Source organism: Streptomyces sp. NPDC051243, assembly GCF_044455405.1.
Lineage (GTDB): Bacteria > Actinomycetota > Actinomycetes > Streptomycetales > Streptomycetaceae > Streptomyces.
In genome coordinates this window covers 212,880-224,833 of the sequence record NZ_JBITES010000011.1, presented here as the reverse complement: position 1 = coordinate 224,833, position 11,954 = coordinate 212,880, and the positions used below count along the sequence as shown (strand labels likewise).

Annotated in this window: 11 protein-coding genes and 2 pseudogenes; 6 read left to right on the top strand and 7 right to left on the bottom strand. The window is 67.9% G+C overall.

The window, feature by feature from the left end; translation table 11 throughout:
* Positions 1-245 precede the first annotated feature (245 nt).
* Complete coding sequence (locus ACIBAG_RS28265; protein WP_399108673.1) at positions 246-401, top strand: hypothetical protein; 156 nt, start codon at positions 246-248, stop codon at positions 399-401.
* 153 nt (positions 402-554) lie between these two features.
* Here the strand turns inward: ACIBAG_RS28265 and ACIBAG_RS28260 are convergent, their stop codons facing one another.
* Together ACIBAG_RS28260 and ACIBAG_RS28255 are read right to left on the bottom strand one after the other, a co-directional pair.
* Positions 555-782, bottom strand: coding sequence for a hypothetical protein (locus tag ACIBAG_RS28260; protein WP_399108672.1), 228 nt, complete (start codon positions 780-782; stop codon positions 555-557).
* A gap of 197 nt (positions 783-979) precedes the next feature.
* Positions 980-1,348 (bottom strand): hypothetical protein, encoded by a 369-nt coding sequence (locus ACIBAG_RS28255; protein WP_399108670.1) that lies wholly within the window; start codon positions 1,346-1,348, stop codon positions 980-982.
* 645 nt (positions 1,349-1,993) lie between these two features.
* Between ACIBAG_RS28255 and ACIBAG_RS28250 the strand changes: the two genes are divergently transcribed.
* The 3 genes from ACIBAG_RS28250 (at position 1,994) to ACIBAG_RS28240 (ending at position 4,573) form a co-directional block, all read left to right on the top strand.
* Positions 1,994-2,317 carry a hypothetical protein gene (locus ACIBAG_RS28250; protein WP_399108669.1) on the top strand — a complete coding sequence of 108 codons (324 nt, stop codon included), beginning with the start codon at positions 1,994-1,996 and terminating at the stop codon, positions 2,315-2,317.
* 492 nt (positions 2,318-2,809) lie between these two features.
* Entirely contained in the window at positions 2,810-3,613 is an 804-nt protein-coding gene (locus ACIBAG_RS28245) for a site-2 protease family protein (protein WP_399108667.1), read from the top strand.
* A 264-nt stretch (positions 3,614-3,877) separates the two neighbouring features.
* Positions 3,878-4,573, top strand: a complete 696-nt coding sequence (locus tag ACIBAG_RS28240) for an ester cyclase (protein WP_399108665.1) — start codon at positions 3,878-3,880, stop codon at positions 4,571-4,573.
* 157 nt (positions 4,574-4,730) lie between these two features.
* Here the strand turns inward: ACIBAG_RS28240 and ACIBAG_RS28235 are convergent, their stop codons facing one another.
* Positions 4,731-5,897 (bottom strand): alkaline phosphatase PhoX, encoded by a 1,167-nt coding sequence (locus ACIBAG_RS28235; protein ID WP_399108663.1) that lies wholly within the window; start codon positions 5,895-5,897, stop codon positions 4,731-4,733.
* 297 nt (positions 5,898-6,194) lie between these two features.
* On the opposite strand from ACIBAG_RS28235, the gene ACIBAG_RS28230 reads away from it, so the two are divergent.
* Entirely contained in the window at positions 6,195-6,377 is a 183-nt protein-coding gene (locus ACIBAG_RS28230) for a hypothetical protein (protein ID WP_399108661.1), read from the top strand.
* A 527-nt stretch (positions 6,378-6,904) separates the two neighbouring features.
* Here the strand turns inward: ACIBAG_RS28230 and ACIBAG_RS28225 are convergent.
* From ACIBAG_RS28225 to ACIBAG_RS28215, 3 genes and pseudogenes are all read right to left on the bottom strand, one after another.
* Positions 6,905-7,737: pseudogene (locus ACIBAG_RS28225) on the bottom strand (SDR family oxidoreductase).
* Positions 7,738-8,960: 1,223 nt separating this feature from the next.
* The gene (locus ACIBAG_RS28220; RefSeq protein WP_399108660.1) at positions 8,961-9,359 is read right to left on the bottom strand and encodes a DUF6256 family protein; all 399 of its coding nucleotides are present in this window, start codon (positions 9,357-9,359) and stop codon (positions 8,961-8,963) included.
* Positions 9,360-9,390: 31 nt separating this feature from the next.
* Positions 9,391-9,627 (bottom strand): DUF6186 family protein, encoded by a 237-nt coding sequence (locus ACIBAG_RS28215; RefSeq protein WP_399108658.1) that lies wholly within the window; start codon positions 9,625-9,627, stop codon positions 9,391-9,393.
* Positions 9,628-9,994: 367 nt separating this feature from the next.
* Here ACIBAG_RS28215 and ACIBAG_RS28210 point away from each other — a divergent pair, with 367 nt between their 5' ends.
* Positions 9,995-10,879 carry a universal stress protein gene (locus ACIBAG_RS28210; protein WP_399108657.1) on the top strand — a complete coding sequence of 295 codons (885 nt, stop codon included), beginning with the start codon at positions 9,995-9,997 and terminating at the stop codon, positions 10,877-10,879.
* A 164-nt stretch (positions 10,880-11,043) separates the two neighbouring features.
* Here the strand turns inward: ACIBAG_RS28210 and ACIBAG_RS28205 are convergent.
* Positions 11,044-11,211, bottom strand: a pseudogene (locus ACIBAG_RS28205) (amidinotransferase); the annotation flags it as partial.
* Positions 11,212-11,954: the final 743 nt, after the last annotated feature.

The window sequence follows — 11,954 nt, the reverse complement described above, 5'->3', positions numbered from 1 at the left end:
GCGACAGCAACTGCAGGTGCTTTCACCGTCAGGGAGGTCCGCCGAGCATGGCGAGAAGCCACGTCCGATGAGCTTCGTGAGTAGCTCGCGGCCTCAGCAGCGAGCGTCGGCCCCTCCCAGTCACAGATCGCTGGACCGACCTCGAAGCGGTACGCGGGAGCGACCGCCTGATCTGCGAAGCCAAGGGGCGAACCAGCGAGAAGGGCATCGACGCCGACATCGCCTACGGGCAGCTCCTGCGCCGCATGACCAAAGACCAACCAGACATACGGTACGCGCTGGTTGTGCCGTCCTCCTCGGTCAGAGCCGCCGAACGCGTCCCGGCGCATGTGCGGCGACTGCTGCGGATCGACGTGTACGAGGTGACACACGACAACCAAGTGCATCAGCTGACCTCGTAGCCGATACCAACGCGCTCTTCACCGGCTTCGGCCTGGTGAACTCGACGTTCCAGGTTGATCTTTGGCACCTGCTTCTCCGACGCCGAACACCGTCACGTCCGAACCCGGTGCCCTCACAGGCGGCATGTACGCCGCGGACGGCGGGCTTGGCAGTCAGGCCGGCCGGTAGACGGCCTGGTCCGGATCAGGTCTCACGATCAGGCCGTCTTTGGCGAGTTCGCGCAGGTTGTGGCGAGCTTCCTTCCCTGCGGCCTCCTCGCTCGCGGGCTCGTACCCGGCAACGCGCAGGGCCAGTACGGCGCGGTTCGTGTCCCAGGTGCCACCCAGCGCCTGGATGACCGCGGCGAGTGCTTGCTTGTGTGTCAGAAGCTTCTCAGCCATCTCGTCCTCCCCCTTTGAAAAGCCGCTACAGCATGACACACGGCTGCGAAGTCCCCTAGGCCCGCCGGAGAGACGTCACCCAACATGGCATGCGCGAGGAGGGCCATGTGGCGGCACACGATCGAGCAGGCGGCGGAGAGCGCCATACGGCATTCCTGGCCGGAGTCTGCCGAGTGGCCGGACGAGGCCGACAGCCGTCACAGGAAGGTCACTACCCCCTCAGACAGCGGACACATTTCCTGTCCGGCAGTACCGTCATGCCCTCCGGAATCGCCCGTGGGGGACGAGATGAGCAACCCGTACATGTGGCCGCCCAGACCGCAGCAGCCGCCGCACCCGACTCCGAGGTGGGCGCGCAAGAGATACGTCCTGCCCGCGCTCGGCTTCGCGTTCTTTCTCGGCATTGGCGCCGGAGCCAGCGGCGACGCCACCAATACCGACGACGCGAAACCCGCAGCGGCCAGCCCTGGCCCGACCGTCACTGTGACGGCAACCGCGACGGCGAAGGCGAAACCCGCGCCCACGGTCACCGCGACGAAGACGGTCAGGGTGAAGGTGACCGTCACTGCGCGACCCGGCCAAGGCGCCAGCTCCGGCAGTAGCGGGACCAGTGGCGGGAGTAGCACAGGCGACCAGACAGGTATCCAGTTCGGATACGCCTGTTCCCCCGTCGGCGCTCTCGGTATCGCCGAGGACGGACGACCCGCCAAATGCTTCATGGGCAAGGATGGCCGGGCTCGATGGGGCTATGACTCGAACCGCGGCTAGCCAAGCCGCACCGCCGCGCAGCGCTGCTCCAGCGCCCGACCTGCTGGCGCCGGCCGATGTGGTGATCTCCACCCCGCATGCACTGGATGACGATTGGTCGATGTGAGAGTTCGAGGAGCGCTTGCTGAACCTGACCAGCGGGGGCTTTGGCGCGTTGTGTGCGCAGGGGTTCTCGGGTGAGGCGACAAGGGTGGGGTTCGGTTCGGATTCGAGGTCGTATTCCTCGAACTCCCACAGAGCGATCTTTGCGTCTTTCGGTACGCGGTAGACGAAGAGCATCTCGTCCTTGAAGCCGGGCTGCAGTTGGGCGTTGTATTCCGGTTTCCGGCGACGTCGTAGAGGTCTTCGATGGTGTCGAAGCGGCGGCCCTGGTCGTCGATGAGGGCGTTGACGATAGGGAGTGAGCAGGTGAGGTCCATGCTGCTCCGCCCTCGTTGCTCACGGTGGTCTTCAAGGTGACGTACTTGGCGTCGGAGCCTGCCGCCTTTTGTGCCCCGGCCAGGATGATGGTGTCGCTCTCCACCACCTTGGAGATCTTGACGGTGGCTCCCCCCGTTGCGCGCTTCTTCGCCGACCTTGAAGTCGCTGTCCTGGGTGGGGGTTGGTGTCGCGCCCTCTCGTTCGGCGGCGGCTTCGGCCACGGCTGGTGTGGTGATGGTGGACGCGGGCGCGGCGTCGCTGCTGTCGCTACCGCTGTTGGCGATGATGCTTCCGCCGATGACGGCGGCAGCGGCACCGATGATGGTCGCGTTGGTGTTCTTTCTTGACGACTGCGCCGGCGGGTGGCCGGGCAGGGGGGCGGCGTGATGTTCTGGCTCATGGTCCCCCCATGAGTGATGCTGTTGGGAAACAGACCATCTCCTGCGTGGATGGATCGTGGAGAGTCTGAGTCTGATCTGAATCGTCCTCGCCCGCACCCAGCGCGGCCTACGTCCGGAACTCTCCACCCAGGCGTGGTTTTGGCGAGGGCAGCAACCGGCGCCCGAGAAAGCGGTTGGCGGTGACGCTCGTTGACCAAGCGGATGCAGCCCTGGGCGGGACTCGCAAAAGTCCGCGCCCGGGTGTCGAACGTCGTCTACACGGTCGCCGGCCTGGCCGGTGCCCTGTTGCTCCTGGTGAGCCTGCTGGCGCACGAGGCTGCCCACGCGATCATGGCTCTAGGAAGGGTATCGAGGTCCAGAGCATCACGCTGTGAGCCCTGGGTGGGATGACGGAAATGGGGCAGGCCGCGCGCGGCCTGCGCGGCCTTTCTGATAGCCGTGAGCGGGCCGGTCGCCAGCCTGGTTGTCGGTGCGAGCGCGCTCGGGGCGGGCATCGGAGTGGACATGTTGTCCGGCTGGGACGTGCCCGCAGCCGTCCTGCTCTGGCTGGGATGGGTGAACCTCGTCCTGGCCGTGTTCAATCTGCTGCCGCCCGCGCCCCTCGACGGAGGCTGGGTGGTGCAGGCACTGATGTGGTGGCGTACCGGAGACCAGGACGGCGCCGAGCGAGCCGCCGCGCGCAGCGGTCAGGTCTTGCCGATCCTGCTGATCGGCCTGGGATGGATCGCCGTCCTGCGCGGTGTCTTCAGCGGTCTGTGGCTCGTGGTCATCGGCTTCTTCATCATGATCGTGGCTGGCGCCGAACGCCAACGCGCCCGGCTGGTCCCGGCCCTGCGCGGCGTACGCGCGGCCGATGCCATGTCTAGTCCCGTGGAGACCTGCCAGGACTGGCTGACCGTGCAACGCTGCGTCGACGGCGTGGCCGTGCGAACCCGCCACTCCCCCCTGGCCCTGATCGACTTCGACGGACGCCCAAGCGGCCTGCTCCACCTCTCGCGGCTGGCGAGGATCCCCGCCCAACAGCGGGAGACCTTGCGCGTACGCGACGTGGCGATCCCGTCGTCACAGTGCACCACCTGCGCGCCGGACGACTTCCTGGAAGAGGTGCTCGAAGAGCTCTCCCCGGGCCGTGGCCTGCCCATCCTCGTCACCGAGGGGCAGCGCCTGGCAGGCATCATCACCCCGCACGACATCTCCCGGATAGTCCAGCGCCACACACTTCGCGGCAGGCAGAGCCAGTGAGTACTCCCAGGAGTCGGTGCAGTTCCCACCGCAGCCGTGAGGGCTTTGGCAACGGCGGGAGCAGCGCCGCTTCACATGGGCGGCAGCGAATAGGCGGACGAGCGAGACGGCGTCCTGCCATCGCCGCCCCACATCCTCACCGGCCACGCCGGGCGTACCAAAGAGACGCGCTGGAGCGACGGAAGAGGCAAGGGTGAATAGTCAGGTATAGCCTGAAATAGACCTACTGGTTGACATGCGTCGCTTATCGCACCGGAGGGGTTCATGACCTTCGTCCAGCTCATCGACTGCAAGACCAGCAATGTCGATCGACTCAACCGGCTGATGGACAGTTGGGTTGAGGCGACCCAGGGCAAGCGGACCGCCACGCACTCGATCGTCGGGCGGGACCGTGCGGACTCCGCCCATGTCGTCGAGATCGTGGAGTTCCCGTCGTACGAGGAGGCGATGAAGAACTCCAACCTTCCCGAGACCAACCGCATCTTCGAGGAACTCGTCGCCGCCTGCGAGGAGACTCCCACCTTCACCGACCTCGACGTCGTACGGGACGAGCAGCTCAACAAGCTCGTTGTCCGCCGCTTCTTCGACGAGGTCATCAATGCCAAGAACCTCGACCTCGCCGATGAACTGTGCACTGGCAACTACCGGGAGCACGACCCCGCCCTCTCCTCCTACGACGTGGACCTCGCCCAGGCCAAGCGGGAGAACGGCGAGATCCTGGACGCCTTCAACCCCCGGCTCACGCTGGAGAGCATGATTGCCGAGGGTGACCTGGTGACCTGCCGGATCACTTTCCAGGGCCGGCACACCGGCACCTACCAGGGGCTGGAATCCACCAACCGGGACGTCGCCGGGACCGGCCACGCGACGTTCCGCTGCGAGGGCGGCAAGATCGCCGAGAGCTGGTGGAACTGGGACGACCTCGGGCTGCTGCGCCAACTGGGGGCCCTGGAAGCCTGACCCATCCCAGGCTCCGGCCCTGTGATGCGACCACGCTCAGCACCACTCGGTGGGGATGGCGGCCCGGGCTGACGAGAAGGGGCGTCGCTGGTGACAGGCCGGTGCCGGTTGGGGCGGCGGTACTTGCTGCGCCGCCCCAACCGTCACAAGATCGCGATCAAGCGGTGGTGCGGAACGGGCCGGTGACCTCGTAGGTGATGCCGCCGGAGGAACTGCCGGAGGTACCGCGCTGGCTGGAGAAGTGGAGCCGCTTGCCGTCGGGGGAGAAGGCCGGGCCGGTGATCTCCGAGCTGGACTGGCCGGTGATGCGCAGGAAGGGGGCGACGATGTCGTCGGGGGTGATGATGCAGATCTCCATGTTGCCGCCGTCCTCGGCGACGAACAGGTCGCCGGAGGAGCTGCCGGTGACGTTGTCGACGCCGGTCAGCGGTGCGGTGCCGTTGGTGACCAGGCTGTCGTCGTAGGCGAGTTCGTAGGTGCTGTTGAGCAGGTTGAGCTGCCAGACGCGGTTGTCGCCCTTGGTGGTGAACCAGACGGTGTCGTTGGCGTAGTGGCAGCCTTCGCCGCCGTTGAAGATCTTGGCCCCGGCGACCTGGTCGCGGGTGGAGGTGGGGGAGCCGTCCGGGTCGGGCACATTCGCCCAGGTGAAGGAACCGGAGGTGCCCGTGCCGGCCTTGAGGACCTGCAGCGTGCCGGAGGACAGGTCGCCCCAGGTGGCGGGGATGAACCGGTAGAAGCAGCCGTCCGACTCGTCCTCGGTCAGGTAGATCACCTTGCGCACCGGGTCGGCGGCGGCCGCCTCGTGCTTGAACTGGCCCATCGCGCTGCGGCGGACGGCGGCCTTCACGCCCCACGGGTCGGTCTCGTAGACGTAGCCGCGGCTGACCTCCTCACAGGACAGCCAGGTGTTCCACGGGGTGGAGCCGCCCGCGCAGTTGTTGCGGGTGTTGGACAGGATGCGGTAGGCGCCCGTGATGGATCCCGAGGAGTTGAACTTGACGGCGCTCGCGCCGCCTCCGGTGCTGATCTCGGAGTTGGAGACGTAGATCCAGCCGGTGCCGTCGGCGAAGCAGGCGCCGCCGTCCGGGGCGTTGTGCCAGGTGTAGGAGGTGCCAGAGACCGTCTGGCTGGAACGGGCGATGACTCTGCTGGTGAAGCCGGACGGCAGCTGGATGCCGTTGGCGTCGGCGGCCAGCAGACCGCCGTACGGGCTGGTGCCGTTCTGGGCCGGGGCCGCATAGGCGGCGCCCTGCATGAGGGTGCCGCCGAAGACGGCGGCCGAGGTGCCGAAGACGGCACCACGCAGGAAGTTGCGACGTTCCACAGCTACTCCTTCATCAAGGAAGGGCGAACAGTGAGTTGTTGAGCGCCGCCGACTGGTCACAGGGACCGTAGGGCCCCTGGCAGGGGACAGTCAGGGTCCCTTGGGCCAACTCTTTGCGGCCAACCCGTGAGTAGATGTGGTGCAGAAACGATCAGTCCGCCACCAAATGAACGAACAGGGAATCGTTGCGGCCCACGTGATGGAGGTCCCTTGTTGGGAAGCCAGCCAAGAACCCCCTGGACCGAGGGCCGTTGGCGCTTCCCATACCCGTGGTAGCCACCGTAAGTCCGTGTCGCGATGCTGTCCGACGTGACCCGGCTACATCTGCTGTGGCTCCTCGCGCGGGAGGAGTCGGACGTCGGCTCGCTGGCTGGGATGCCGGGTGTCGCGGACGGCGGTGAGACAGGATCCGACGGAGCTGTGGCTCGCAGGCTGGTGGAGACGCGGCGCAATGGCCGCCACGTGAACTACCGCCCCTGAGACGGGCATCTGCGGCGGGCGTTGGGCGCGGGCCCTGCCGAGGTCGCCCAGCGCGCTGGTATCAGCGTCGAAGTCCTCCGGCTGGAAGTTTCTGTGCCCAGACCGTCTCTTCGTGCAGTTGGCTCCGCACAGCGCTGGGTCCTCGCGCGTGTAGTCGCCGATTCCTGAGTGCAGTTGGCGGATTCGGTCGCGCGGTCGCCTTGCTGGCTCTGCAGGGGAGTCGGGATGTCGTTTGTCGTTGAGCGCGGATGGCACCGCCGTTCCCGCGAAAGCGATATCGCTGAGTTCTAGAGGCGCTTGGGGCCTTGTGGTGGGACGATGGCTGTGCTTCTCCCTCTGGGGGCACCGATGCGTCTGTCGAAAACCAAGGCCGATCTGTACGCGGCGATCCGCCGAGACCACCGCGCCGGGGTCGGGCACGGCCTCCTACCGACTCGCGCAGACGCGGGTCCGAGCCGAACAGGCAGCCACACTCTGACCCCAAGCTCGAGAACCACCAGAGGACCGGGTCTGACGGGCCGGGTGTCTCAGCGGAAGATGTCAGCGTTCTCCGCAGCCCACTGCCGGAACGGTCTGGCCGGGGAGCCGGTGACCCGTGAGACCGTGTCGCGCACCGCCAGCAGCTCGTCATTCACGTCTCCGCCCGTGACGTCGAGCACCGCATCCACGGCCTCGTCCCCGAAGGCCACGGCCATGTGAGCGCGAGCCTCCTGCCGGCTGATCTCTAGGAAGGGCACATCCCGCCCGAGTGCTGCCGCGATGGCCTCGATCTGCTGCCGGGCGGTGACCGGCTCGGGACCGGTCAGGGCATACGTCCGCCCCCGGTGGCCGGGCTCGGTCAGCGCCCCCCGCGCCACCGAAGCGATGTCCGCGGGTGGATCGTGGGCAGCCCGGTGTCCGCATACGGCGCACGGACCGTCTCACGGTCGCGAATCGACGCCGCCCACATCAGGGCGTTCGAGGCGAACTGCGTCGGCCGCAGGATCGTCCATGCCATGCCACTGTCTTGGAGCAGCCGCTCCACCGCCAGGTTCTCGTCGGCGGGGCCCAGGTGCGGATGGGTCTGGACGGTGATGGACGACACCAGCACCACGTGCTCCACGCTCGCCAGCCGGGCGGCCTCGAGGATGTCAGCATCCGAACCCAGACGCGACACCAGGAACAGCGAGCGCACCCCCTCCAGAGCGGGCTTCAATGACTCCGGCTCCGCGAAGTCACCCTCAACGGCCTCGACCCCTTCGGGGAACGCGGCCCGTGCGGCGTCGCGGGTGAATCCTCTGAGTGGCCCCGCACCGCATGCGTGCAACTCCCTCAGCAGTGCACTTCCTATGTTTCCGGTTGCTCCGGTCACGAGGATCACGAGCGCGTTCTCCCGTCGTCAGATGATCAACTTGAAGACACGCTAAGAGCTCAATCGCTCTTCAGGTCAAGGAGCCTCTGGGCCTTCCCGCTGCCAGGAAGAAGAGCGCAGACCCTCTCCTGACGTCCTAACTCATCGACAAACGGCACTCGTTGAGAGCGACGCAGTCACCTTGTTAGTTGTCCTTACCACTCGGCTTCCAAAAGCGGGCCGGGTAAGGGGCTCTGTCCGCGGCGAGCAGCCAGTCCGAGGTCGTCCGCATCAGCTGTTGCGGACGATGTTCAGGGTGGCGCTCCGCGCGATGTCGACCGGGATAGCGACGCCCATGTCCCCGTCGGCCGCCTCGGTGAGCATGCCTGCCGAGCACGTAACCGTCCTCGTTGACCAGTGGTGCGCCCCGGTTGCCCACGGGGCATGTCCGCATCGAGACGGATCGCCTCCAGGCGGTCGCCGCCGTCCAAGGTCACGCCGGCGTGTCGATTGAGCTGCCGGTTACCGCTCCTGAGGCGCCTGTCGCGAAGGTGCGTCCCCGCTCCGCGCCTCGGACAGCCCGGAACCGGAGTACAGGGGAGGCGGGCTGGAGTGGTTTTACGAGCGTCCCTCTCCCGCCGTGCGCTGGTCACCAGGATGCCGGGCACGGCGACGCGGAACGCCGACCCGGCCCCGTGCGGTGCCGCTCACCGCGACCACGCTGTCCGGCACCTGCGCCGCATCCCCGCTCAGCTCGTCCGTCCCTGCCCCGAGTTCGCCCCACGCCGTGCCGAACCGGGTACGGCAGGCCGGCGGGCCGTACAGCAGGCCGACAAATCCCGACTGCGACTTCCGGACGGCCGCGAGGACGCCAGCTCCCTCTACCCGAACTCCGACTTGAGCACCGGGATCCTCACCATCTCGGGAAGCGGCGCCCCACCCGATTTGAGGCTGCGACTCGGACACCCACGCCGGGTCGCCCCTCGCCAGGCCAGGGCAGAGTTCGACTCAGCTTCATGTCCCCGCCAGCTCCCGCCGTGCACACACGGGGCAGGAGCACCGCTCAAGGTGCACCGCTGGAAGCCCGGTGCACCTGGACGGGCGGGCATCCGGGGATGACGACAGCTCCACCGGATATCCGCCCCGCTGGCATCCTGCCGCCCAGCCCGGTCTGGGTCGGCGATGGCACGCCAGCACTGCATCCGAGGGCACCTGGACAGTGCAAACACGCTCTTCGCCGGTGCGGCTGTCCGTCACTCGGAACCGCGCCTGCGCCGTTGGCGCTCGACGAGCCATGAGACGGTGAAGAACACCGGCAGGGCGATGCCCACCAGGAGCGCGGAACCGGTGAGCGCGCTGGTCAGAAAGTGGCTGCCCAGGCCCGCCACCCCGTGGTGGTACCCGATCACCACAGTCATCAGCAGCACGTATCCGCCGGCGGCGGTGCCGAGCACCTGGCGGATCAGGCCGGGCCAGCCGGGTCTCGGCGCGCCGGGGGCGAGTTGTTTCGCGAGTCGGCGTTCCGGCTTGCCGGCCGCCGTGCCTGGGCCGGGCGTCTGTCGGCGAAGGAGCCGCAGGCCAAGGGCGAGGTACCCCATGACCAGCAGGTAGCCGGTCAGCATGAGCCCGATGTTCAGAGGGAGGGGGAGCACGGTACGGGCCCTACGGTCGGGCGGAGAGCCGTCACGGTGCGTCCCGGAGGAGGAAGTGCCAGCCGCGGACGAAGGTGTGCCAGCCGAACCACAACCACAGCGCGAACAGCGCCCATCGTCCGGATGGGTAGCGCATCACCGCGCGCAGGGCATCACTGAGGGTGGGGAATCCGTCACTTGTGCGAACGAGGGCCACGCCCTCCCAGGCGAAGACGGCGCCGAACAGAACCGCCCAGACGAGATATCCGATCACCGGATGCTCCGTCACCGCGACCTCCACCCTCGTGTGTGTCGGCTGGCTGTCACAGGGCAGCCGGGGTCATCATGCGTCACGACGCGGTCGAACCTTCGGATGTGCGGACCATTGCGGCGGCCTGTCGTGGGGTCTTGATCGTGGCGAGCCTGGACCGCTGACTGCCGTTGCCTGCCATGGCCTCGCGAGCAGACGCATAGCAGACTCGATGGTGAAGGAGCCCGGGCGCGAGGACGTACCCCGAGTGCTCGGCGGCATCCACGTACGCGCACCGGTTGGGCCCTTCCCGACTGCCGCCCGGCTGGATGGTTGTATGAGCCGCGCCGGCCCAGTGGAGGGAGAATGAGAGGGGCATCCCGGCGGGCTGAAGGCGGTGGGAACCATGGTGCGGGCCTTGGTCGTGGGTGTCGACGGCTCGGAGCCCAGCCTCCACGCCGTCGACTGGGCCGTGGACGAGGCGGTTCGCCACGTTCTCCCGCTGCGGATCGTCCACGCCTCGCTGTGGGAGCGGTACGAGGGCGCGACCCTTGCGGACACACCCGGGGCTGTTCCCGATGTGGTGACTGAGCACGACATCGCCGAGAGCGTCGTGGCGCGAGCCGCTCAGCGTGCCCGGCAGCGCGCGCCGACGCTGGAGATCAGCACCGGCGTGGTGCCGGAGGATCCCGTGGCGGCGCTGCTGGGCGAGGTGCGCCTCGCCGATGCTGTCGTGACCGGGGTACGAGGCCGGGGCCCGATCAGGGAACTCCTGCTCGGCTCGGTCAGTCTCTCCCTGGCCGCCCGGGCCCCCTGCCCGGTCGTCGTCGTACGCGGCCGGGCGGAGAACAGACAAGCCGCCAACGGCCGCATCGTCCTGGGCGTCGGCGGTGCCACCGCCCCGGCAGCGGTCCGGTATGCCTTCCGGGAGGCCGCGGTGCGCGGGTGCGAGGTCGAGGCCGTACGGGCCTGGCGTCGTCCGGCGCACAGGGCTGCGCCGCATCCGCTGCTGACCGGGGAGCCCGCCCATGCCGAGGAGGACCATGCCTCGGCTCTGCTCGACGAGGCATTGGACGGCGTTGTCGAGGAGTACCCCGGCGTTGTCGTGCACCGCGCGCTTGCCGAGGGCTCTGCACGCCATGCGTTGGTGGCCCGGTCGTCGGCGGCCGACCTCCTGGTCATCGGTGCCCATCGGCGTCGCGGACATCTCGGACCGCAGCTCGGCTTGGTGGGGCATACGGTGCTGCACCACTCCGAGTGCCCGGTGGCGGTGGTTCCGCAGCAGGAGTGACATCGGCTGACTGCTCGGGCGATGAAAGACGCGAAGGGGATCGGCTCGGTGGCCTGCCGTGCCAGCTCTTCGGTCGTGTCCCGCGATGCGTACATGTGTCGTTCCGTTCGGCGGATGCCAGGCAATACGAGCCGAACAGCCCGCAGTCCGCGTCGGTGAGCCGGTCAGTCGAAATGCGATTCGAGCGTGCCGCTGCGCCGGACATCGAGCGTCGCAGAGTGGAACGAGCCGCTGAACGGCGCGTAGTGCAGCAGGTCGCACGGGATCGGCTCGAAGCCCCATTGCTCGAGCGCCCGCAGCATGCCGGTGTGGTGCCGCTCCACGACGTGGCGTGGCAGGGTTGTCCGCGTCAACGGACCGTCAACCGGCTGGGTGTGCGTCCCTTCTGGTGCAGGAGTCCTGACGCCGATCGGCTGCAGGTTCGGAGCTAAGTTCACCGCGCCTGCGGCCCGATCCGAACACTGCGGTGCTGGCCGCACAGAGACAACAGGGCTCAGTGAGAGGGGTCCTGGGCGCTGCTGGGAGTCATCTCCACATCTTCCACGCCGGCTCCAGGCGGGGTGCGGTGTGAAACGCGGATCATCCGCGAAGCACGCGTGGATCTCGGCGGGAGCGCCGATGAGATGGAAACGCACCTCGTCGTCGAGCGCGAACAGTTCCCGAAGGACGTCCGTCGGCATCTCGCCCTCGTAGCGGAGTTCCCTCATGTCCAGGAAGAACTCGCCGTGCTTGCCATCGTCGCGGGCATGCAGCTGCTGTGCGAGGTGAGGTGCTGTAGCGGCGCCGAGTGTGCCGCTGACCGCTATCCACACACGAGACGGCGCCTCGGCGAGCACCCGTGTCCGTATCACCAAGATCTCCACGGCTGTCCGCGCGCCGTTCCCTGCTCCAGTCCTTCCCCGCTCTGCGGACGACTGGGGCCGACTCCTCGAGTCTCATGCGCCGTGCTGGCCCTGCCTGAAGCCAGGGACCTCCAGCCGCCACCGAGTGGGGCCAGGTCTAGCTTTGCGAGCTCCTCATCTCGATGCAGACCACTGGCACTTCGGGCGCCCGGACGGTCGCGTAGGCCACGCGG

Bases quoted from the DNA above. Each gene is read 5' to 3' on its own strand.
- ACIBAG_RS28265 (WP_399108673.1), top strand. From the start codon at position 246: ATGACCAAAGACCAACCAGACATACGGTACGCGCTGGTTGTGCCGTCC.
- ACIBAG_RS28260 (WP_399108672.1), bottom strand. From the start codon at position 782: ATGGCTGAGAAGCTTCTGACACACAAGCAAGCACTCGCCGCGGTCATC.
- ACIBAG_RS28240 (WP_399108665.1), top strand. From the start codon at position 3,878: ATGACCTTCGTCCAGCTCATCGACTGCAAGACCAGCAATGTCGATCGA.
- ACIBAG_RS28230 (WP_399108661.1), top strand. From the start codon at position 6,195: ATGCTGTCCGACGTGACCCGGCTACATCTGCTGTGGCTCCTCGCGCGG.
- ACIBAG_RS28210 (WP_399108657.1), top strand. From the start codon at position 9,995: ATGGTGCGGGCCTTGGTCGTGGGTGTCGACGGCTCGGAGCCCAGCCTC.